We start from the raw sequence: 20621 nt of genomic DNA, 5'->3' as shown, positions 1-20621 counted from the left end.
CGCTTAAGCTTACGGGCCGGATACTTGATCGACTCACTGACCAGCCCCGCCGTCATGCTTTCGGGGGATAGGAATTCGACCTAGATGTTAGCGCTCATTTCCTTTCGTAGTGTTTCACTGCCGCGGTTTGGGGCGATTTTCCGCGTGTTGGCGGCGGCTGCTGTTGTCTTTACGACAAGCCCCCTGAACGCGCAGCCAGCGGCGCCCGCCACGTCGGCTTCCGCCGCCGCCAGCGCGAATCCCGATGCATCGACGCTTGATACCTTGCAGCCCGACACCATGGCGGCCCGCGTCGCGGCCTGTACCGCCTGCCATGGTGCGCAGGGCCGGGCCGGCGCCGACGGCTACTACCCACGCCTGGCCGGCAAGCCGCAGGAATACCTGTACCACCAGTTGCTGAATTTCCGCGACGACCGCCGTCAGTACCGGCCCATGTCGCATCTGCTGGCGGGTCTACCCGACGACTATCTGCGCGAGATGGCCGCGTATTTTTCCGAGCAGCATGTGCCCTATCCGCCGCCGCCGCGCGCGGAAGTTTCCAGTGCCACGCTGGAGGCCGGCCGCAAGCTGGCCTTGCAGGGCGACGCGGCTCGTGGCCTGCCTGCCTGTGCGTCCTGTCACGGCGCCGCGCTCAGCGGCCTGATGCCCGCCATCCCTGGCTTGCTGGGTTTGCCGCGCGACTACATTGGTTCGCAGATCGGCAGTTGGAAGACCGGGCTGCGCCGCGCCGCCGCGCCGGACTGCATGGCCGACATCGCCAACAAGCTCACCCCTGTCGACATCGGCGCCCTGGCGGCGTGGCTGTCGTCACAGCCCATCACCGAGCCCTATGCGCCTGAAAGCGCGGGGTCGCTACGCTTGCCCGCGGAATGCGGCAGCCAGGCGCAACGCTGATCCGGGGGCCATGATGAAACTGCTGAAGAAAATCCTGACTCTGGTGTTGCTGGCGTGTGTCGTGACGGTAGGCGGCATGGTTTGGCTGGGCACCCGCGACGACACCAGCACGGGCCCCGCCGCCACGGCGGACGCGGGCACGCTGGTCGAGCGCGGCCGCTATCTGGCGCTGGCCGGCAACTGCATGGCCTGCCACACCAGCCGGGGCGGCAAGGCGCTGGCGGGCGGCACGCCGATCCCCACGCCATTCGGCACGGTGTACGGTCCGAACATCACGCCTGATGAAAAAACGGGCATTGGCACCTGGACCGCCGACGACTTCTGGCAAGCGCTGCACAACGGTAAATCCAAGGACGGCACGCTGCTGTATCCGGCCTTCCCCTACACCGAATACACCCGTGTCACGCGGGCCGATGCCGACGCCCTGTACGCCTATCTGCGCAGCGTGCCGCCGGTCAGCCAGCCCAATCGCCCGCCCGACATGGCGTTCCCCTACGACCAGCGCGCCTTGCTGGTCGCGTGGCGTGCGCTGTACTTCAAGCCGGGCGTTCAAGAGGCCGACGCGGGGCAATCGGTGCAATGGAACCGGGGCCGCTATCTGGTCGAAGGCTTGGGGCACTGCGCCGCCTGCCATACGCCCCGCAACAGTCTGGGGGCCACCCGATCGTCCGATGCGTTCACCGGCGGCATCATTCCCGTGCTGGATTGGTATGCGCCGCCGCTCACCAACGATAGGCAGACCGGCATGGGCCGCTGGACGGCGGCCGACATCGCCGCCTTGCTCAAGACCGGCATCTCGGCCCATTCGAGCGCCAGCGGTCCGATGGCCGAAGTGGTGCTGGGCAGCACGCAGCACCTGACGTACGACGACGCGCTGGCGATCGGCGTCTACATCAAGTCTCTGCCGGCCACGCCGGCTTCCACACCGCGCTCAACGGCGGCGGCTGCGCCCGCGGCAATGGAATTGGGCAGCAAGATCTATCGCCAGCATTGCGCGCAATGTCATCAGCCGCAAGGGCAGGGCAGCGGCACCGCGTGGCCGGCGTTGGCGGGTAACCCGACGGTGACGGCGCCGTCGCCGGTCAACGCCATACGCATGGTGCTGGATGGCGGCTATGCCCCCGCCACGGCCGCCAATCCCCGGCCCCATGGCATGCCGCCGTTTGGCCAGATGCTGAACGACAGCGACATCGCCATGCTGGTGTCCTACATCCGCAATAGCTGGGGCAACGAAGCGGGCGGCGTCACCGCGCTTGAGGTCAAGCGGGCGCGCGCGTCGTCCACCTTGAACTAAGGCCGGCTAGCGCCGCGCGGTAGACCGCGCGCGGGCCTGATGCTGATGCGCCAGGTCACCCAGCACGCGGATCGCCTCTTCATGGGCTGCGTCCCAGGGATGGCCGTAGTTCAGGCGCAGGGCGCTTGTGAACTGGCTGCTGGCCGAAAAAATCGGCCCTGGCGCCACGCTTACGCCGTGCGCCAAGGCCTCGCGATGCAACGCCAGCGCGTCCACCGCCGCGGGCAGTTCCACCCACAGGAAGAAGCCGCCTTGCGGGCGAGTCACGCGCGTGCCAGCGGGAAATGCATGGGCGATGGCATCAGCCATGCGTGCTTGCTGCGCGTGCAAGGTCTGACGCAAGCGGCGCAGATGGCGGTCGTAGCCACCTTGTTCCAGGTATTCGGCGATGGCGCCTTGCGCCGGGCCCGAAGCGGACAGCGTCGATGACAATTTCAAGCGCTCTACGCGCCGAGAGTATCGGCCCGCCGAGGCCCAGCCGATGCGGTAGCCAGGCGCCAGGCATTTGGAGAACGACGAGCAATGCAGCACCAGCCCATCTTTGTCGTAGGCCTTGGCCGGCACCGGCCGCACGGCGCCGTAATACAGTTCGCCGTACACGTCGTCTTCGATCAGCGGGATGTCGTGGCGGAGTAATAGCTCAACTAGTTGCCGCTTCCTGTCTTCCGGCATCAGGCTGCCCAGCGGGTTCTGGAACTGCGTCATCAGCCAGCAAGCCTTCGGCGCGTGCCGTTTGATGGCGGACTCCATGGCGTCCAGGTCCACGCCGGTACGCGGATGAGTCGGCACTTCCAACGCCTTGAGGCCCAGGCGCTCCAGCGCCTGTAAGGCGCCATAGAACGTGGGCGCCTCGACCATCACGATGTCGCCGGGTGCGGTGACGGCCTGCAGGCACAGGTTCAGTGCTTCCAGCGCGCCGTTGGTGATGACGATGTCGCTGGCGGGCACGTTCATGCCGCCGATCAGGTAGCGCAGCGCAATCTGGCGACGCAGCGCCGGGTTGCCGGGGCTCAGGTCTTCGACCGTATCCAGCGGATCCTGGCGTTTCAGGTGCGCGGCCATGGCGTGCGCCAGGCGCGGCAGCGGGAACAGCAGCGGGGAAGGAAAGGCGGATCCCAGTGGCGTCACGTCGCGGTTGCGCACGGAGTCCAGGATGTCGAAGATGCGCTCGCTGATGGCGAGTTCGGTTGATTCGCCGTCTGGGCTGGATGCGCCGGGTTCGGGTGGCAGCGATTCGGCGGGGGCGTGCACGTAATAGCCCGAACGCGGCTGGGCGCGGATCAGGCCGCGCGCTTCAAGTAGGTAATAGGCCTGGAATACCGTCGACGGGCTGACGCCCCGCGTGGCGCAAGCATGCCGCACGGAAGGCAGCTTGTCGCCGACGCGCAAGACGCCGTCGCGGATCGACTTGGCGATCTCGCCGGCCAGGGTTTCGTACAGGCTCACGGTGCCGCAAGGCGACGCGCGTTCACTTGCTGCTTTGGAGGATAGCCATGGCCTGGCGTTCCATGAACTCGCCCAGCGTATCGATGCCGCGCAGCTTCAGTATGGTGTTGCGCACAGCGGCTTCCACCAACACGGCCAGATTGCGGCCGGCTGCCACTTGCAGCATCACCTTGCGCACGGGCAGGCCCAGCATGTCTTGCGTGATGTCTTGCAGCGGCAGGCGTTCGAACTTGTCTTGCGCGGTGGCGCGCACCAGATGCACGATGAGCTTCAGGCGCATCTTCCGGCGCACGGAGGTCTCGCCGAAGATGGTGCGGATATCAAGCAGCCCCAGGCCGCGAACTTCCAGCAGGTTCTGCAGCAGTTGCGGGCAGTGGCCTTCGATCATGTTGGGCGCGGTGCGGGAGAATTCCACGGCGTCGTCGGCCACCAGGCCGTGTCCGCGCGAAATCAGTTCCAGCGCCAGTTCGCTCTTGCCCAGGCCCGATTCGCCAGTGATCAACACGCCCAGGCCCAGCACGTCCAGGAACACGCCATGAACGGTGGTGGTGGGTGCCAGCTTCTTGCCCAGGTAGATGCGCAGCAGGTCGATCAGTTGCGCGGCCGCCACCGGAGTGGACAGCAGCGGCACCTGGTGCTGGTCGCATTGGTCCACGAGATCTTGCGGGGGCGTCAGGCCGTCGGCCAGCAGAATGGCGGGCACGCCGCCAATCAACAGCTCGTCCATGTGGTGCATGCGGCGGCGCAGGTCGAAGCGGGTGTAGTACGCCAGCTCTTCCTGCCCGAACACCTGGATGCGGGACGGGTGGATCAGGTTCAGGTGGCCAACCAGGTCGGCGGCCGCCATGCCGTCATCGGGAATGGCGCGGTCCGCGGCGCCTTGGCCGGATATCCAGTTAAAGGGGATTTTGTCGGCGTTGTCGTCGACGAGTTCCTGCACCGTTAGCATGGCTGCGTGTCCGCGAGGGTCAGAGTTTGCCGGTCGTGAGCATTTTGTGGACGATGGCCGGATCGGGCTCGGTGGCCAGCGCTTCACGCAATGCCTTGTTCGACATCAGTTGCGCCAGTTCGGCCAGGATGTCCAAGTGCTGTTGCGTGGCCGTTTCCGGCACTAGCAGGCAAAGCAGCATCGACACCGGTTGCCCGTCGGGCGCGTCGAACGAAATGGGCTGGGCCAGGCGGATGAATGCCGCCAGCGCCTGCTCCAGTCCTTTCACGCGGCCATGCGGAACGGCCACGCCCTGCCCAAGGGCAGTGGAGCCAAGACGTTCCCGGGCAAACAGGCTGTCGAACACGAGCGCGCGTGCCAAGCCATGATTGTTTTCAAAAAGAAGGCCAGCTTGTTCGAACGCCCGTTTCTTGCTCGTTGCGAGCATATCGAGCACGACGTTGCCGGCGGGTAGGATGCGCGACAAATGATTCATCGGATCATTATATGGTTATATGACGCAGTGCAATAAATTGGCCTTGCGTCGCGCCCATGCACTGGGCGGCGAACGGTACGGCAAGAGCGACAGCATAGTCTGATCGCGGCGCATTGTGGGCGTTACGGCATGCGGGCCAACCCGAGGGGCGCGGGACTCGGCTGCAAAACACGCAGGAATGCGCGATGCAAAGACCTAGGGCACCAATGGGGGCCGAGGATTTCGGGGACAAATCTTGGGGGGATACTGCGGAGGGTACTGCGGGGGAGCTTTGCCGATGCCCCGGCTGGACTGACGTCTAGCGGGACACCGGGACTTAGGCAGGATTTTTACAATCGCTGTTTAGCGTATCGCTCAGAGCGAGTGATCATGAAGCGCGTTACTGCTGGGGTGGCGAAAGGTTCGCCGCTTGCCGCTTCACGGACTCCGCTGAGTGACTTCGTACCTTGTCCTTGTGCTTGATGACCTGACGGTCGACTTTGTCAGCAAGAAGGTCTATGGCTGCATAGAGATTTTCATCGGTTGCTTCACAATGAATGTCCTTACCGCTTAGACGCATGGTGATTTCGGCTCTATGCCGCAGGGGCTCTACCGAGAGCATGACCTGGGTATCGATGACGTGATCGAAATGCCGCAGCACTCGCGCCAGTTTGTTCATGACATATTCCCGGATTGCCGGGGTGACGTCGAGGTGACGACCGCAGATGCTCAGGTTCATAGTGTGCTCTCCTTCTAAAAGAGAAAAAATGGTTGCGCGAAATGCGCGGTGAGGTCGTTAGGCGTTCTCCTTGATTGGGTGGCTACGTTTAGTACTAGTGTATAGACTCGGGCCGATAAAACAAGCTGACCTAGCGCAAGAACATGGCATTTTTATGGCGGACGCCCTAGGGTGTATTGACCCGTTCCCGTAGGGGAACTAGGGGTCTTCCCCAGGTGCCGGTTACATGCGGAAGTGCTCGCCCAGATACACGCGGCGCACGGCCGGATCGCCCACGATTTCGTCGGGGTGGCCGTCAGTCAGCACCTTGCCTTCGCTGATGATGTAAGCGCGGTCGCAGATGCCCAGCGTTTCGCGCACGTTGTGGTCGGTGATCAGCACGCCGATGCCGCGGCCCTTCAAGAACCGCACGATGCGCTGGATTTCAATGACGGCAATGGGGTCCACGCCGGCGAAGGGTTCGTCCAGCAGGATGAAGCGCGGGCTGGTGGCCAGGGCACGCGCGATTTCCACGCGGCGCCGTTCGCCACCGGACAACGAAATCGCGGCATTGCTGCGGATATGGCCAATCTGCAGTTCTTCCAGCAGGGCTTCCATCTGCTCATTGATCTTGGGCGTGGAAAGCGGACGGCCATCAGCGCCCACTTGCAGTTCAAGCACGGCGCGGATGTTCTGTTCGACCGTCAGGCGGCGGAAGACGGACGCATCCTGGGGCAGGTATGACAGGCCCATGCGCGCGCGCTTGTGGATCGGCATCGCGGTAATGACGGCGCCATCGATTTCAATGCGACCCGCATCCGCGGGCACCAGGCCCACGATCATGTAGAAGCTGGTGGTCTTGCCGGCGCCGTTGGGGCCAAGCAGCCCCACGACTTCGCCACTTACCACGGACAGGGACACATCCTGCACCACGGTCCGGCCGTTATAGGTCTTGCGCAAACCGGTTGCGCGCAGGCTGCCCTGCTTGACCCCGGAAGGGGCGGAGGTCACGGGGGTGGGCACAGAAGGTTGATTCATCGTGGGTGCGAGTGTGTTGCGTGGGGGGCGCTTTTAGCGCCCTTTCTTGGCGGCTTGCTGCTTGCGGCATTCCGCGACGGCGGCATCGGACTTGGCGCGGGGTTCGGCAACCGAACGCACGCGGCCGCCCGCCGCAGCCGAGTTGGGGCCGCCCTGGGCTTCGTAGGTGCCGGTTTTTTCGTTGTAGCGTATCCGTTCGCCGCGAATCGTGTCGAACGGTTTGCCACAGACGTAACGGACCACGACAGCCTGTCCGATCAGATCAAACGTGCTCTTCGTGCCATCGTATTCGGCGCGCAAGCCTTTGCCTTCGATGAGTTCAAAGGTATCCGGGCGTTCCTGACGGATGGTCACGACCTTGCCCTTGTTGGCGGTGGCCGTGCCGTACTGGCCGCCTTGGGCGTCCTCGTGCATTTCCAGCGTGTCGGAGGTCAGCGTCATCAGGCCGCGCGTCATGTTGACGTTGCCGGTGAAAACGCTTTGCTTCTTGACGTCGTCGTAGTGCAGCGTGTCCGACAGGATCAGCGTGCTGGGCTCTTCGGCCGGCTTGGCCGCGGGTTCCGCCGCGTAGGCGGGCGCAAGCACCGAGGCCGACAGCAGGACGGCGCCCAGCAGGCGGGTCGTCGGGGCAAAGAGAGTCCGAAGGTCGGTCATGGTTTCTTTTGGTCAGTGTTGTTGGCGGGAATCTCGGTGCGGCGCTGTTGCTTGCCTTCGGAACCGGCAATCTCAACATCCGTCGACGCGGACACCTGCAATTGGCGTGTCTTGTTGTTGTAGTGCATGCCCTTGCCATTCATACGCGAACGGCCCTTGATGACCTCGGCGGGCAGGTCGGTGAAGACCACGTCTTCATCGGGCAGGATGATCAACTGCTGGCTGCGCACGTCGAGCATGTCGTTGTTGGCGTCGGGCTGGCGGTGCACATGGGCGTCGCCATTCATGACGATGCGCTTGCCGCCTTGCTCCATCACGGCGGTTTTCGCCACGCCTACCGTTACCGGGTTGGCCTCGCGCTGGCCCACCGCGCGCGGCGCGGTGATGTGATACGAATCGTCGTCGGGGAAATGTTCTGCATATTCGCCTTCCAGCCGGTTGATCGGGCGGCCGGTGGGGTCCGTGCGCAACATGACGAAATCGCGCGACCAGGCGTCCATCTCGTGGGTGACGCGGCGGGGCGGGTCGACCTGGATGGCCCGCTGCGCGTAATCGGCGGCCCACCATGAACTGGTGACCAGCACCAGCAGCAGGAACAGCGCGATCAGGGAAGGAAAACGTTCTTTCATCGGTGTCGCCGCAAGGGCGTGTCGGGGTTCGGGGCCGTCATTGGATGGCGCCCGGGCCTAACAGGCCCGGCGCCGCCAGGAACGCGCCCAGGCGTCCTTGGGATGCCAGGAGCAGGTCGCAGCATTCGCGCACCGCGCCGCTGCCGCCGTGCTGCGTGGAGACCCAATGCGCCGCCTGGCTGACGTAGCCGGGTGCGTTGGGCACGCTGGCCGCAAAACCGGCGCGCTGCATGGCCGGCAGGTCGATGATGTCATCGCCCATGTAGCCGGTTTGATTCAGTTGGACACCGGCGCGCTGCGCAAGTTCGGTCAGTGCCGAACCTTTGTCGCGCACACCCTGAATGACTTCAGAGATGCCGAGTTCCGCGGCGCGACGCGCCACGATGGGGCCAGAACGGCCCGTCATCAGCGCCACGCCCAGCCCACCTTCCATCAAGAGGCGCAAGCCATGGCCGTCCAGGGCGTGGAACCGCTTTTGCAATTCGCCGCCTTCGCCGTAATAAAGGCTGCCGTCGGTCAGCACGCCGTCCACGTCGAACACCATCAGGCGTACGGCGGCGGCGCGATCGCGCACGGTGGCGGGGATGCGGGCCAGGACCAGCGCTTCGGCCGGGTGAGTCACGGAAGCAGGAAGAGTCATAGTCATACCACTTTAGCGGCCATCAGATCATGCATATGCAATGCGCCCAGCAGCGCGCCGTCGGCGTCCAGTACCAGCATCTGGCTGAGCCGCAGCTCGTCCATGTGCTGGGCGGCCTCGGCGGCCAGCGCGTCGGGGGGGATGCTGCGTGGCGACCGGGTCATGCCGGCCTCCACGGTCAAGCTTCGGATATCGCCATGGCGGGCGATCAGGCGGCGCAAGTCGCCGTCGGTGAAGATGCCCAGCGGCCGGTGTTGGGCGTCGGTCACGACCGTCATGCCCATGCCCTTGGCGGACATCACTTCAAGCGCTTGCGACACGGGGGTGCCCGCCAGCACGATGGGCAGGGCGTTGCCCTGGCGCATGACATCGCGCACGTGGGTCAGCAGGCGGCGGCCCAACGCGCCGCCGGGGTGGGATCGCGCGAAATCCTGCGGGCCGAAGCCGCGCGCCTCCAGGCAGGCAACCGCCAGGGCGTCGCCCAAAGCCAGCGCGGCCGTGGTGCTGGCCGTGGGCGCCAGGTTGAGCGGGCAGGCTTCCTGCGCCACGCTGCCGTCCAGGTGCACATCGGCCAACAGGGCCAGCTCAGATTGCGGGTTGCCGGTAATCGCCACCAGCTTGGCGCCCATGCGCCGGGCCACGGGCAGGATGGTCAGCAATTCCTGGCCTGCGCCGGAATACGACACGGCAATCACCACATCATCCTGCGTGATCATGCCCAGGTCGCCATGCACGGCTTCCGCGGCGTGTACGAAGAAAGCGGGCGTGCCGGTCGAGGCGAACGTCGCGGCGATCTTGCGGGCGATGTGCCCGGTCTTGCCGATGCCGGTGACCACGACGCGGCCCCGGCAGGCCAGCAGCATGGCGACGACCTGGGTGAATGAGTCGTCCAGCCGCGCGGACAGGTCCAGCAGACCCTGGCTTTCGACTTGCAACGTTCTGCGTGCAGATGCCAGCGCGGCATCGGACGATGTGATGGGATGATCAGTCATTCAGGGATTTTAATATCAGTGTGCGGGTTTGCCCCCGGCAGGGGCGTATGGCATCCTGGCGGAACTTTTTTCAACGGCTTTCAAATCCTTCTATCCCGGCCCATTCCATGTCCAGCATCTCCAGCCCCGTTCTTGGCACGCCCCTGTCCCCCCTGGCCACCCGAGTCATGTTGCTCGGATCCGGCGAGTTGGGCAAAGAGGTCATCATTGCCCTGCAAAGGCTGGGCGTGGAAGTCATTGCGGTGGATCGGTATGCCGATGCGCCGGGCCATCAGGTGGCGCACCGCGCGCATGTGGTCTCCATGACCGACGCGGACGCCCTGAAGAAGATCATCGAGCAAGAGCGGCCGCACGTTATTGTCCCCGAAATCGAGGCTATTGCCACCAGTTTGCTGGTGGAACTGGAAGCGGCGGGCGTGGCCCGCGTGACGCCGACCGCCCGCGCCGCCCAATTGACCATGAACCGCGAGGGCATCCGGCGCCTGGCGGCCGAGACGCTGGGCCTGCCCACGTCCCCCTACCGTTTTGTCGACACCGAGGAAGAATTGCGGGCCGCCATCGACGGCGGCATCGGCTACCCCTGCGTCATCAAACCGGTGATGTCGTCGTCCGGCAAGGGCCAGTCGGTGATCAAAAGCGCCGATGACGTGGCGCAATCGTGGCGCTACGCTCAGGAAGGCGGCCGGGTGGGCGGTGGCCGGGCCATTGTTGAAGGCTTCATCCGCTTCGACTACGAAATCACGCTGCTGACGGTGCGCGCCCGTGGCGCCGACGGCACGGTCGAAACCCGGTATTGCGAACCCATCGGCCACAAACAGGTTGACGGCGACTACGTGGAAAGCTGGCAACCGCACCCCATGTCGCCCGCCGCGCTGGAACGCGCCCGGGAAATCGCCCTGGCCGTCACGTCCGATTTGGGCGGCCTGGGCATCTTCGGCGTTGAGCTGTTTGTTGCGGGGGACCAGGTTTGGTTCTCGGAAGTCAGCCCGCGTCCGCACGACACCGGCATGGTCACCATGATCACCCAGACCCAGAACGAATTTGAACTGCACGCGCGCGCGTTGCTCGGCCTGCCGGTGGACACCAGCCTGCGCCAGCCCGGCGCCAGCAGCGTTATCTATGGTGGCGTGGACGCCGCCGCCGTGTCGTTCCACAACGTGGCCGAAGCGCTGGCCGAGCCGGGCACAGACATCCGCCTGTTCGGCAAGCCGGAATCCTTCGTCAAGCGCCGCATGGGCGTGGGCCTGGCCGTGGCCGAGGACGTGGCCGCCGCGCGCGCCAAGGCCAAGCGCGTTTCCGCCGCCGTCGCCGTCAAGGCCGGCTGACCTGCCCGATTGAATCCTGTAGGGCCTCGGCCCTGATGACAGCCACCGCGCCCCAGGGCCGGTGGCTGTTTGGCTTTCTGCAACCACGGTTTGCGCTATCACACAGTTTGTTCGATAATTTCAGAAATTTCTGAAAGTGGCGTAACTGGATTTATCAGAGACGCCGCTATGTTGATTCTTTGGCGTCGAATTCATGGTTCTTACCCCTCAAAACGAACGTTTCGTCCTGCACTTTGGCGAAATGGGTAGCCGTTGGGGCGTGAACCGCACCGTCGGCCAGATCTACGCCCTGCTGTTCCTGCACCCCGAACCGCTGAATGCCGACGAGATCGCCGAGACGCTGGGCTTCTCACGCTCAAACGTCAGCCTGGGGTTGAAAGAGTTGCAGTCGTGGCGCCTGGTCAAGCTGGTGCACCAGGTGGGCGACCGCCGCGACTACTTCGAGACGCCCAAAGACGTCTGGGAAATCTTCCGCATCCTGATGGAAGAAAAGCGCAAGCGCGAAATCAATCCCACCCTGACCCTGCTGCGCGACACCTTGCTTGAAACACCATCAGGGCCCAATGACGCCTACGCGCAACAACGCATGACCGAAATGCTGGAGCTCATCGAACTGTCTTCCGGATGGTTCGATGAGGTTCAACGCCTGCCCCCGGAGACCTTGCAAAAGCTCATGCGACTGGGTTCGCAAGTGCAAAAGGTGCTTGGCTTCGCCGGCAAACTGCGGGGCAAGGACTGAGCTGCCATGCGCCCGAACTTTTCAGGAAACCGCTATGAAGTTGTATCCATCGCCCTTAACATGGCGCCAGAGTCGGCCTGGGAACCATGCCGGTTGCCGCGGTGTCTCGACTGCTTGGGAGCGCCCCAATGATTGATCTTGATGTCGTCAACCTGTCGCGATTCCAGTTTGCCGCGACCGCGCTTTACCATTTCCTGTTCGTCCCTCTCACGCTTGGCCTGTCGTTCATCCTGGCCATCATGGAAAGCGTGTACGTCATGACCGGCCGCCCCATCTGGAAACGGATGACCATGTTCTGGGGCACGCTGTTCGGCATCAATTTCGCGCTGGGTGTGGCCACCGGCGTGGTGATGGAATTCCAGTTCGGTATGAACTGGTCCTACTACAGTCACTACGTTGGCGATATTTTCGGCGCGCCGCTTGCGCTGGAAGGGCTGATGGCCTTCTTCCTGGAAGCCACCTTCGTCGGCCTGTTCTTCTTCGGCTGGAACCGCATGTCCAAGGTCAGCCACCTGGTGGTGACCTGGCTGGTGGCGTTCGGCACCAACTTCTCGGCGCTGTGGATCCTGATCGCCAACGGCTGGATGCAGAACCCGGTGGGCGCCATCTTCAACCCCGACACCATGCGCATGGAGATGACCGACTTCGCTTCGGTGATCTTCAACCCCGTGGCGCAGGCGAAGTTCGTGCACACGGTCAGCGCCGGCTACGTAGCTGGGGCCATGTTCGTGATGTCGATCAGCGCCTGGTATCTGCTGAAGGGCCGCCATACCGACCTGGCCAAGCGCTCGATGGCGGTGGCTGCCAGCTTCGGCTTGGCCGGTGCGTTGTCGGTGGTGGTGCTGGGTGACGAAAGCGGTTACCTCACCACCGAGCATCAGAAGATGAAGATCGCGGCCATGGAGTCCATGTGGGAGACCGAGCCCGCGCCCGCGTCCTTCAACCTGTTCGCCATTCCCAACCAGGCCGAGCGCAAGAACGACTTCGCCATCGAGATCCCGTACGTCATGGGCATCATCGGCACCCGTTCGCTGACCACGCCGCTCTTGGGTATCAACGACCTGATCCTGCGCGCCGAAAACCGCATCCGTGACGGCATGGTGGCGTATGACGCCTTGCAGAAGATCCGCGCCAATCCCAAGGATGTGGACGCGCGCATGGTCTTCGACAAGACCTGGCCGGACCTGGGCTACGCCCTGCTGGTCAAGCGCTACCAGGAAGACATGACGAAGGTCACCGAGGCCGACATCAAGCAGGCCGCGATTGACACCGTGCCGAACGTGGCGCCGCTGTTCTGGGCGTTCCGCATCATGGTGGCGGTGGGCATGTACCTGATCCTGTTCTTCGGCGTGGCCTTCTGGCTGGCCTCGCGCGGGCGTCTGGACAGCCGCCGGGGCCTGCTGAAGGTGGCGCTGTGGAGCCTGCCGTTGCCCTGGGTCGCCATTGAAAGCGGCTGGTTCGTGGCCGAGTACGGCCGCCAGCCCTGGGTGATCGAAGGGGTGCTGCCCACGTATTACGCGGCATCCGGCCTGACCATTGCCGACCTGGCAATCAGCCTGGCCATCTTCCTGGTGCTCTACACCGTCTTGCTGATCATCGGCGTGAAGGTCATGTTGCACGCCATCAAGGCGGGTCCGAAATCCGATGGGCCGGTGGCGGGCAACGCCGCCGCCGATCCTGTGCGCGCCGCCGTGCGCGCCTAAGGGGAGAGAAGCAGATGGATACCCTTATTCCTTTCGACTATGGCACCTTGCGGGTGATCTGGTGGGTGCTGCTGGGCGCCTTGCTCATCGGCTTTGCCGTGATGGACGGCTTTGACCTGGGCGTGGCCGCCTTGCTGCCCGTGGTGGCCAAGACCGACGCCGAACGCCGCATTGTCATCAACGTTGTCGGCCCGGTCTGGGAAGGCAACCAGGTCTGGCTGATCACGGCGGGCGGCGCCATCTTTGCCGCCTGGCCCTTGCTGTATGCCGCATCATTCTCCGGCTTCTACCTGGCGATGATGCTGGTGCTGATTGCGCTGATCCTGCGCCCCGTTGGCTTCAAGTACCGCAGCAAGATGGAAGGCACGCGCTGGCGCAATAGCTGGGACGGCGTGCTGTGTTTCTCGGGCGTGGTGGCTTCGCTGGTGTTTGGCGTGGCCATGGGCAACATCATCCTGGGCGTGCCGTTCACGTTCGACCCGGTGACGCTGCGGCCCATCTACGAAGGGCATTTCTATCAGCTCTTTGCGCCGTTCGCCTTGCTGGCCGGCGTGCTCAGCGTGGTGATGCTGGCCATGCACGGCGCGGTGCTGCTGGCCTGGCGCACTGACGACCCCGTGTCGTCCCGCGCGCGCAACTGGGGGCGGCTGGCGGGCTTGCTGACCGCGGCGCTGTTCGTCGCGGGCGGGTTCTGGGTTGCCGGCGGCATTGGCGGCCACCCCATCACCAGCGCGGTCAACGCGAATGGGCCGTCGGACCCCATGCTCAAGACCGTGGCGGTGCAGACCGGCGCCTGGATGGCCAACTACGCCACCTGGCCCTTGATGTGGATTGCGCCCGCGCTGGGCGTGGCCGGCGCGCTGCTGGTGGTGCTGCTCTTGAGCGTGCGCGCCAACATGCTGGCGTTCCTGGCGTCGTCGCTGTCGATCACCGGCGTGATCCTGACGGTGGGTTTTGCGCTGTTCCCGTTCGTCATGCCGTCGTCGACCAAGCCGCAGGCCGGCCTGACCATCTGGGACGGATCGTCCAGCCAACTGACGCTGTGGATCATGGTGATCGCGGTTGCCGTGTTCCTGCCGATCGTCACGCTTTACACCGCCTGGGTGTATCGCGTGATGCGCGGCAAGGTCACCCATGAATCCGTGGGCGACACGCCCAACTCATACTAAAAGGAGTCCACTCCATGTGGTATTTCTCGTGGATACTCGGTCTGGGTTTGGCGTGTGCCTTCGCCATCCTGAATGCAATGTGGTTCGAGCTGCGCGAAGGTCATACGCATGACCCGCGCGCCAGCCGTAACGACGAGTGAGCGGCGGCGCTAGCAGCCTCGAGCACGATCCTTCGGCCAGTTTGCAGAAACCGCCGCGCGAGCAGTCGCGGTGGTTGATGACGCTTGCCAAGTCGGCCAGGCTTCCGTTGATGCTGGCAGGCGCCGCGCCGCTTGTCAGCGGCGCCTTGCTGGTGGTTCAGGCATGGTTGCTGGCCAGCGTGTTGGACGCGGCGATCATGCAAGACGTGCCGCGCCAGGAATTGTTGGCCAGCATTGTCGGCATCGCCGCCTTGATGCTGGTGCGCGCCACCATCACCTGGGCGGGCGAGCGCGCGGGCGCGGACGCGGCCGAACGCATCAAGCGCCACGTGCGCCAGTCGCTGTTTGCGCGGATGGTCGCCAAGGGGCCGTACTGGAGCCGTGGCAAGGCGTCTGGCGAATTGGCCAGCGCGGTGGTGGATCAGGTTGAAGCGCTGGATGGCTTCTTTGCCAAGTACCTGCCCGCCATGGCGGCAGCTGCCATGTTGCCGGTGGCGTTTTCGGTGTTGTTGCTGCCGGTGGATGTCATTGCCGGGCTGGTGCTGCTGATCACCGCGCCCTTGATTCCCCTGTTCATGGCCCTGGTTGGGTGGGGCGCGCAAGGCGCCAGCCGCCGTCATCTGCGCGCCTTCGCCCGCTTGTCCGGCTTCTTCGCGGACCGTCTGCGTGGCTTGTCCACGCTGAAGCTCTATGGTCGTGCCGACGCCGAAGCGGCCTCGGTCGTGGCGGCCAGCGATGCGTTGCGCCAACGCACGATGTCGGTGCTGCGCATTGCGTTCCTGTCGTCGGCCGTGCTGGAGTTCTTTGCGGCCTTGGGCGTGGCGGGCGTGGCCGTGTATATCGGCTTGACGTACCTGGGCTTTCTGGATGTGCGCTGGTCGCCGCTGACGTTGCAGGCGGGCTTGTTCTGCCTGTTGATGGCGCCGGAGGTCTACGCGCCGCTGCGTCAATTCGCGGCGCATTATCACGACCGCGCCACGGCGCTGGCCGCCGTCACGCAGATCGCCGTCTTGTTCGATGGCCTGCCGCAAGAGGATGCCGAGTCCAAGCCGATGCATGGCACCCCTGGCACGGCGGCGACGTCGTTAGGCGCGGCGGGTATGGCGGTGTCAGGCTTGACCATCTTGGCGCCGGGCCGGGCGCACGCCGTGTTGTCCGAGGCCTCGCTGACGCTGGCGCCCGGCGAGCACGTGGCGTTGATGGGGCCTAGCGGCATTGGCAAGTCCACATTGATCGAAGCGATTGCGCGGCTGCGCCCCAGCCAGGGTGATATCCGTATCGACGGCCTACCCTTGGCCGACTGGGACGAAGCCGCATTGCGCGGGCGGGTCGCCTTGATTGGGCAGACGCCGCAACTGCTGGCCGGCACCATCGCCGACAACATCCGGCTGGGTTGCCCTGGCGCGTCCGACATTGATGTACAGGAAGCCGCGCGCCGTGCCTGCGTGCTGGAATTCACGGCCGCGCTGCCGCAAGGCCTGGACACGTCGCTGGGTAGCCGGGGCCAGGGTTTGTCGGGCGGGCAGGCGCAGCGCGTGGCGCTGGCGCGACTGTTCCTGCGTGACCCTGGCCTGATCCTGCTGGACGAACCCACGGCGCATCTGGATGAAGCGACTCAGGCGCGGCTGCTGGATGAAATCCTGAAGTTCTCCGTCGGCCGCACCTTGCTGCTGGCCACGCACTCTGCGGCGGTCGCGGCGCGCCTGGGCCGTGTCGTGCGCGTGGCGGACGGGAAAGTGGAAGACGCATGAAGAATCTGTTGTTGCTGTTGCCCTTGTATGCGCGCCGTAAAAGCGGGCTTTTACTCGCATTGTTCTGTGCGCTGGCAACCGTTGCCGCCGGTGTTGGCCTGCTGGGCGTTTCCGGCTGGTTCCTGACCGGCGCCGCGATCGCGGGCGCAGGCGGTGTCTTCAATCTGTTTGCGCCGTCCGCGCTGGTGCGCGGGCTGTCCTTTCTGCGCATCGTGTCCCGTTATGCGGATCGCGTGGTGGGCCATTCGGCTACCTTGCGTCTGCTGGCGGACTTGCGCGCCACAGTGTTCGGCGCCTTGATCCGCTTGACGCCTCGCCAACTGGCGCGCTATCGCAACGGCGATCTGGTCGCGCGCATGACGGGTGACGTCGATGCCTTGGACACGGTGTTCCTGTTTGTGTTGGCGCCCTTGGCGACGGCCGTGCTGGCCGGTGCGGTGCTGACCGCGGTGTTGGGCATGTGGGTGCCTGCCGCCGCGCTGGCTTTCGCGTTGGCTTTGTTTACTGCCTGCGTGCTGGTGCCCCTGTGGCTGCTGCGCGCCGCGCGCAAGCCGGGCGCGGCCGCGCAAGAAAGCGCGGCAGGGTTGCGCGCGGCAACCCTGGATGCAGTGGATGGCCATGCGGACATGGTGGCGTTGCACGCGCAAGCGCAGACGGCCGAGCATTTCGAACGCTTGTGCGAGGCCAGTGCGCGGGCTCGCCGCAGTCAGGCGCGCGTTGCCGCAAGGGGGCAGTGGTTCTTGCAGGTGGCCGCTGGCGTGTCGGTGCTGGCATTGCTGTGGTTCGGCTTGGGCACGCACGAAGCGGGCGGCATCAAAGGGCCGGTGCTGGCCGGGCTGCTGCTGGCCGTCATCGGCATTTTTGAAGTGGCGGGGCCGATCATGCGAGGAGCTTCGCGCATGGGTTCGGCCATGACGGCGGCGGCGCGCATCCGCGACGTTACGCAGGCGCAGCCCGACATGCACGACCCGGCCACGCCGCGAAGCTTGCCTGTGAGGGGCGCGCTGGAACTGGACGGCGTCAGCTTTTGCTATCCCGCCCGGTCGGCGGGCGCCAGCCCGACGGTGCTGGATGGTATCGATCTGCGGGTGGAACCGGGCGAGCGCGTGGCCATTCTGGGCGCCAGCGGCGAGGGCAAGTCCACCTTGTTGCACTTGATTCTGCGCTTGGAAGATCCGCAGGCGGGGCAGGTGCGCTTTGGCGGCTGCGACGCGCGTGACGCCATGCAAAGCGACTGGCATCGACGCATTGCCTTGCTGTCGCAGGATGCGCCCGTGTTTCTGGGCACCTTGCGCACCAATCTGCTGATCGGTGACGCCACGGCTGACGACGCGGCGCTGTGGCGCGCCCTGGATGCGGCACGGCTGGGTGACTTTGTGCGCACGTTGCCGGAAGGGCTGGACACCTGGGCGGGAGAAACGGGGTCGCAATTGTCGGCCGGGCAGTCGCGCCGCCTGTGTCTGGCGCGCGCATTGCTGTCGCCGGCCGCCGTGATCGTGCTGGACGAACCCACCGCCGGCTTGGACGCCGTGGCGGAAGCTGACTTCTTCAATGACCTGGAACGCGCGGTGCAGGGACGCACCGTGGTGCTGGCCACGCACGCGGCATTGCCCCCGGGCGCGGTGGACCGTTGCCTGCAATTGCGCAATGGACGATTACATGACGTGTCATCGCCGGCGGCAATCCTGGCTTAAGCGCGGTGGCAAGGTTATAGTTCGCCTTGCTTCAATTCTTCAGGCCCGCCTTTCATGCAGACCGACAACGCCGAGACCATCCGGCGCACCATCCGCAGCGTTCCGGACTGGCCCCAACCTGGTGTCACCTTCCGCGACATCACGCCCGTCCTGCAGGACCCGCGGGCGTTCCGGGTTCTGATCGATCTGTTCGTTTACCGCTATATGCGCCAACGCCTTGACCTCGTGGCGGGTGTGGACGCGCGCGGTTTCATCGTGGGCAGCGTGCTGGCCTATGAACTCAACCTGGGTTTCGTGCCGGTGCGCAAAAAGGGCAAGCTGCCTTTCCGCACCGTGGCCGAGGAATATTCGCTGGAATACGGCAATGCGGCGGTTGAGATGCACACGGATTCCGTGCGCACCGGCCAGCGCGTACTGCTGGTCGATGATTTGATCGCCACGGGCGGCACGATGCTGGCCGCGATCAAGCTGCTGCAACGCCTGGGCGCGAATGTGGTGGAGGCTGCCGCGATTATTGATCTGCCCGATCTGGGCGGGTCAGCGAAAGTCGCCGCGACGGGTACGCCGCTGTTTACGGTTTGCCAGTATGGGGCGGATACGCCTTAGGGTGCTGGTTACGGCTGGTTGATGGGTTTCGCGCGGATTGAGGTGGGGTTGTTGGCGCCGGTTTCTCGCGCTGCACCCATCCTACGAATCGGACAGCCTTGGTTGGATGAAATCCAGGAACGCCTTGGTTTTGGCGGGCAGCATGCGCGAGGGTAGCAATGCGAATAGCGGCAGGGGCGTGAGGCTCCAGTCGGGTAGCACGCGCACCAGGCCCGCTTGATTGATGGCGCGTTCCATCGCGTCAAACACCAGCAGCGGCGTAATGCCCAAGCCCTGGCCGGCCAGACGCCCCAACATGCCCACATTGTTCGCTGACAGCCTGCCCGACACCTGCACGCGCTCTACCTTGTCGCCCGAATGCAGCATCCAGAACGACGATTCCTCGCGCATCGTGGGGCGCAGGCATTCGTGGTGGGTCAGGTCGGCCGGTACGCGCGGCTCGCCATAGCGGGCCAGATAGTCCGGCGACGCATACAACTGGTGGGCCATCAGCACGATCTTGCGTGAAATCAGGCTGGAATCGGGCTGCTGCCCGAAGCGCAGGATCAGGTCGAACGGGTTGCTGATGGGGTCGATCGGACGCATGCTCAGATCGAAATCGCATTCGATGTCGGGGTGTTGCTCGCGGAATTCGCGTATGACCGCGGGCAAGAACAATTGCGCCAGGCTGGTGGGCAGCGAAATGCGCAAACGCCCTTTGGGCTGCACCGCCATGTCCAGCAATTGGTCATGCGCGATGCGCGCCTCTTCGACGATGTGCCGGCAGCGCTCAAAGTAAATGGCGCCGGCTTCGGTCAGATCGATTTTGCGCGTGCTGCGATTCAGCAGCCGCATCCCGACGCTGCGTTCCAGTTCACTGACGCGGCGCGAGAGCGTGGATGTCGGAATATTCAAGGCTTCGGCAGCGTGGCTGAAGTTCTTGCGCTTGGCGACTTCGACAAAGAGCGCGATGTCGTTAAGCTGGATATCCATGGGGCCTCGAGTCTATAAATTCCATTTCTGGCAGGTTTGTATGATAAATGGATTTATTGTCCCGCCAGCGAAAATGTCTATTCCCGCGCGACGAACATATTCTGGCCGGGGCCACCAAGCCGAACTTCCCCTGTCGGCTTGCATCAAGCTGAATACCTGTAAGGCTTACGGCGCTTCGCGACACAAGGAAATGCGCAGAAATCGCGCAAATTCCCACGGCATTCGCCGGATACAACGTGCAATTGTCCCATCCGTGAAAATATGTTCACCAAAATAAGGGTTTTTACTAGGCTCGAAACCCCAGATACTTCGTCCCAGCAATCAAACAGTCACATAGCCGCTGCCATTCTGGCAGCAGACGCTGTGCAAGGTTTAGGATGGAGTCATCATAATGAAAGCCCTAGCAACCGCACTCATGGTCACCGCAACCCTAGTCGGCATGTCCGCCGCTCACGCTGATGGCAAGACGCGTGAACAGGTTCAACAAGAACTGCAAGCCGCCAAGGCCGCCGGCCAGGTCACGTTTGGCGAACTGGATTACCCGCCCGCCACCGTGCAGCAAACCAGCCTGACGCGCGATCAAGTCCAACAAGAACTGCTAGCCGCCAAGGCCGCCGGCCAGGTCACCTCCGCCGAACTGGATTACCCGCCCAAGGCCGCCGTGTCGCAATCGGCCGGCAAGTCGCGCGAACAAGTTCGCCAGGAATTGGCTGAAGCCAAGGCCCGCGGCGAATATACCTTCGGTGAATTGGACTACCCGCCCAAGGGCAAGTAAGGCTGCAAGCCCGGCTTGCGCGGGCACCCGGATGGTCAC

The 20621-nt window shown here is 64.4% G+C and carries 21 protein-coding genes; 11 read left to right on the top strand and 10 right to left on the bottom strand.

Annotated elements, in window-relative coordinates:
• Positions 1–84: 84 nt before the first annotated feature.
• Both ACE04A_RS25065 and ACE04A_RS25060 read left to right on the top strand, forming a co-directional pair.
• Entirely contained in the window at positions 85–894 is an 810-nt protein-coding gene (locus ACE04A_RS25065; protein ID WP_448718327.1) for a c-type cytochrome, read from the top strand.
• Positions 895–907: 13 nt separating this feature from the next.
• Positions 908–2188, top strand: coding sequence for a cytochrome c (locus ACE04A_RS25060; RefSeq protein WP_448718425.1), 1281 nt, complete (start codon positions 908–910; stop codon positions 2186–2188).
• Positions 2189–2194: 6 nt separating this feature from the next.
• Here ACE04A_RS25060 and ACE04A_RS25055 read toward each other — a convergent pair whose 3' ends face one another.
• From ACE04A_RS25055 to ACE04A_RS25015, 9 genes are all read right to left on the bottom strand, one after another.
• Positions 2195–3634, bottom strand: a complete 1440-nt coding sequence (locus tag ACE04A_RS25055) for an aminotransferase-like domain-containing protein (RefSeq protein ID WP_448718328.1) — start codon at positions 3632–3634, stop codon at positions 2195–2197.
• Positions 3635–3656: 22 nt separating this feature from the next.
• The gene (gene hprK / locus ACE04A_RS25050) at positions 3657–4583 is read right to left on the bottom strand and encodes an HPr(Ser) kinase/phosphatase (protein ID WP_006216298.1); all 927 of its coding nucleotides are present in this window, start codon (positions 4581–4583) and stop codon (positions 3657–3659) included.
• A 19-nt stretch (positions 4584–4602) separates the two neighbouring features.
• On the bottom strand, positions 4603–5058 hold the full coding sequence (locus ACE04A_RS25045) for a PTS sugar transporter subunit IIA (RefSeq protein WP_259250969.1): 456 nt from the start codon (positions 5056–5058) through the stop codon (positions 4603–4605).
• Positions 5059–5437: 379 nt separating this feature from the next.
• Entirely contained in the window at positions 5438–5776 is a 339-nt protein-coding gene (hpf, locus tag ACE04A_RS25040; RefSeq protein ID WP_050446225.1) for a ribosome hibernation-promoting factor, HPF/YfiA family, read from the bottom strand.
• A 222-nt stretch (positions 5777–5998) separates the two neighbouring features.
• Complete coding sequence (gene lptB, locus ACE04A_RS25035) at positions 5999–6793, bottom strand: LPS export ABC transporter ATP-binding protein (protein ID WP_050446226.1); 795 nt, start codon at positions 6791–6793, stop codon at positions 5999–6001.
• Between the two features lie 33 nt (positions 6794–6826).
• The gene (lptA, locus tag ACE04A_RS25030; protein ID WP_259250968.1) at positions 6827–7447 is read right to left on the bottom strand and encodes a lipopolysaccharide transport periplasmic protein LptA; all 621 of its coding nucleotides are present in this window, start codon (positions 7445–7447) and stop codon (positions 6827–6829) included.
• A complete protein-coding gene (gene lptC, locus ACE04A_RS25025; RefSeq protein WP_259250967.1) occupies positions 7444–8076 on the bottom strand; it encodes an LPS export ABC transporter periplasmic protein LptC in 633 nt (210 codons plus the stop codon). Before lptC ends, lptA begins: the two co-directional genes overlap by 4 nt.
• A 37-nt stretch (positions 8077–8113) precedes the next feature.
• Positions 8114–8722 carry a KdsC family phosphatase gene (locus ACE04A_RS25020; RefSeq protein WP_404976388.1) on the bottom strand — a complete coding sequence of 203 codons (609 nt, stop codon included), beginning with the start codon at positions 8720–8722 and terminating at the stop codon, positions 8114–8116.
• Positions 8719–9708: a KpsF/GutQ family sugar-phosphate isomerase gene (locus ACE04A_RS25015; RefSeq protein ID WP_259250964.1), complete on the bottom strand. Its 990-nt coding sequence runs from the start codon at positions 9706–9708 to the stop codon at positions 8719–8721. Before ACE04A_RS25015 ends, ACE04A_RS25020 begins: the two co-directional genes overlap by 4 nt.
• Before the next feature lie 107 nt (positions 9709–9815).
• Between ACE04A_RS25015 and purT the strand changes: the two genes are divergently transcribed.
• From purT to ACE04A_RS24975, 8 genes are all read left to right on the top strand, one after another.
• Positions 9816–11033, top strand: a complete 1218-nt coding sequence (purT, locus tag ACE04A_RS25010; protein ID WP_448718331.1) for a formate-dependent phosphoribosylglycinamide formyltransferase — start codon at positions 9816–9818, stop codon at positions 11031–11033.
• A 193-nt stretch (positions 11034–11226) separates the two neighbouring features.
• Positions 11227–11772: a GbsR/MarR family transcriptional regulator gene (locus tag ACE04A_RS25005; RefSeq protein ID WP_279994319.1), complete on the top strand. Its 546-nt coding sequence runs from the start codon at positions 11227–11229 to the stop codon at positions 11770–11772.
• 128 nt (positions 11773–11900) lie between these two features.
• On the top strand, positions 11901–13475 hold the full coding sequence (locus tag ACE04A_RS25000; RefSeq protein ID WP_259250960.1) for a cytochrome ubiquinol oxidase subunit I: 1575 nt from the start codon (positions 11901–11903) through the stop codon (positions 13473–13475).
• A gap of 14 nt (positions 13476–13489) precedes the next feature.
• Positions 13490–14644, top strand: a complete 1155-nt coding sequence (gene cydB, locus ACE04A_RS24995; protein WP_485820642.1) for a cytochrome d ubiquinol oxidase subunit II — start codon at positions 13490–13492, stop codon at positions 14642–14644.
• A 14-nt stretch (positions 14645–14658) separates the two neighbouring features.
• A complete protein-coding gene (cydX, locus tag ACE04A_RS24990; RefSeq protein WP_042796116.1) occupies positions 14659–14784 on the top strand; it encodes a cytochrome bd-I oxidase subunit CydX in 126 nt (41 codons plus the stop codon).
• 77 nt (positions 14785–14861) lie between these two features.
• Positions 14862–16535, top strand: a complete 1674-nt coding sequence (gene cydD / locus ACE04A_RS24985) for a thiol reductant ABC exporter subunit CydD (protein WP_448718332.1) — start codon at positions 14862–14864, stop codon at positions 16533–16535.
• The gene (cydC, locus tag ACE04A_RS24980; protein ID WP_485820641.1) at positions 16532–18229 is read left to right on the top strand and encodes a thiol reductant ABC exporter subunit CydC; all 1698 of its coding nucleotides are present in this window, start codon (positions 16532–16534) and stop codon (positions 18227–18229) included. The genes cydD and cydC overlap by 4 nt, the downstream gene beginning before the upstream one ends.
• A 54-nt stretch (positions 18230–18283) precedes the next feature.
• Positions 18284–18835: an adenine phosphoribosyltransferase gene (locus tag ACE04A_RS24975; protein WP_259250956.1), complete on the top strand. Its 552-nt coding sequence runs from the start codon at positions 18284–18286 to the stop codon at positions 18833–18835.
• A gap of 81 nt (positions 18836–18916) precedes the next feature.
• Here ACE04A_RS24975 and ACE04A_RS24970 read toward each other — a convergent pair whose 3' ends face one another.
• On the bottom strand, positions 18917–19807 hold the full coding sequence (locus tag ACE04A_RS24970) for a LysR family transcriptional regulator (RefSeq protein ID WP_100853948.1): 891 nt from the start codon (positions 19805–19807) through the stop codon (positions 18917–18919).
• A gap of 391 nt (positions 19808–20198) precedes the next feature.
• Between ACE04A_RS24970 and ACE04A_RS24965 the strand changes: the two genes are divergently transcribed.
• Positions 20199–20582 (top strand): DUF4148 domain-containing protein, encoded by a 384-nt coding sequence (locus tag ACE04A_RS24965; RefSeq protein WP_448718334.1) that lies wholly within the window; start codon positions 20199–20201, stop codon positions 20580–20582.
• Positions 20583–20621: the final 39 nt, after the last annotated feature.

Source organism: Achromobacter colocynthidis (assembly GCF_057334535.1).
This window is presented reverse-complemented; position numbering and strand designations above follow the sequence as displayed.

Coding starts and splice junctions, on each gene's coding strand:
- cydD (WP_448718332.1), top strand. CDS start 14,862: ATGACGCTTGCCAAGTCGGCCAGGCTTCCGTTGATGCTGGCAGGCGCC.
- hprK (WP_006216298.1), bottom strand. CDS start 4,583: ATGCTAACGGTGCAGGAACTCGTCGACGACAACGCCGACAAAATCCCC.
- hpf (WP_050446225.1), bottom strand. CDS start 5,776: ATGAACCTGAGCATCTGCGGTCGTCACCTCGACGTCACCCCGGCAATC.
- ACE04A_RS25020 (WP_404976388.1), bottom strand. CDS start 8,722: ATGACTATGACTCTTCCTGCTTCCGTGACTCACCCGGCCGAAGCGCTG.
- ACE04A_RS24965 (WP_448718334.1), top strand. CDS start 20,199: ATGAAAGCCCTAGCAACCGCACTCATGGTCACCGCAACCCTAGTCGGC.
- ACE04A_RS25015 (WP_259250964.1), bottom strand. CDS start 9,708: ATGACTGATCATCCCATCACATCGTCCGATGCCGCGCTGGCATCTGCA.
- cydB (WP_485820642.1), top strand. CDS start 13,490: ATGGATACCCTTATTCCTTTCGACTATGGCACCTTGCGGGTGATCTGG.
- ACE04A_RS25065 (WP_448718327.1), top strand. CDS start 85: ATGTTAGCGCTCATTTCCTTTCGTAGTGTTTCACTGCCGCGGTTTGGG.
- lptA (WP_259250968.1), bottom strand. CDS start 7,447: ATGACCGACCTTCGGACTCTCTTTGCCCCGACGACCCGCCTGCTGGGC.
- cydX (WP_042796116.1), top strand. CDS start 14,659: ATGTGGTATTTCTCGTGGATACTCGGTCTGGGTTTGGCGTGTGCCTTC.
- ACE04A_RS25005 (WP_279994319.1), top strand. CDS start 11,227: ATGGTTCTTACCCCTCAAAACGAACGTTTCGTCCTGCACTTTGGCGAA.
- purT (WP_448718331.1), top strand. CDS start 9,816: ATGTCCAGCATCTCCAGCCCCGTTCTTGGCACGCCCCTGTCCCCCCTG.
- ACE04A_RS24970 (WP_100853948.1), bottom strand. CDS start 19,807: ATGGATATCCAGCTTAACGACATCGCGCTCTTTGTCGAAGTCGCCAAG.
- ACE04A_RS24975 (WP_259250956.1), top strand. CDS start 18,284: ATGCAGACCGACAACGCCGAGACCATCCGGCGCACCATCCGCAGCGTT.
- cydC (WP_485820641.1), top strand. CDS start 16,532: ATGAAGAATCTGTTGTTGCTGTTGCCCTTGTATGCGCGCCGTAAAAGC.
- ACE04A_RS25060 (WP_448718425.1), top strand. CDS start 908: ATGAAACTGCTGAAGAAAATCCTGACTCTGGTGTTGCTGGCGTGTGTC.
- lptB (WP_050446226.1), bottom strand. CDS start 6,793: ATGAATCAACCTTCTGTGCCCACCCCCGTGACCTCCGCCCCTTCCGGG.
- lptC (WP_259250967.1), bottom strand. CDS start 8,076: ATGAAAGAACGTTTTCCTTCCCTGATCGCGCTGTTCCTGCTGCTGGTG.
- ACE04A_RS25000 (WP_259250960.1), top strand. CDS start 11,901: ATGATTGATCTTGATGTCGTCAACCTGTCGCGATTCCAGTTTGCCGCG.
- ACE04A_RS25045 (WP_259250969.1), bottom strand. CDS start 5,058: ATGAATCATTTGTCGCGCATCCTACCCGCCGGCAACGTCGTGCTCGAT.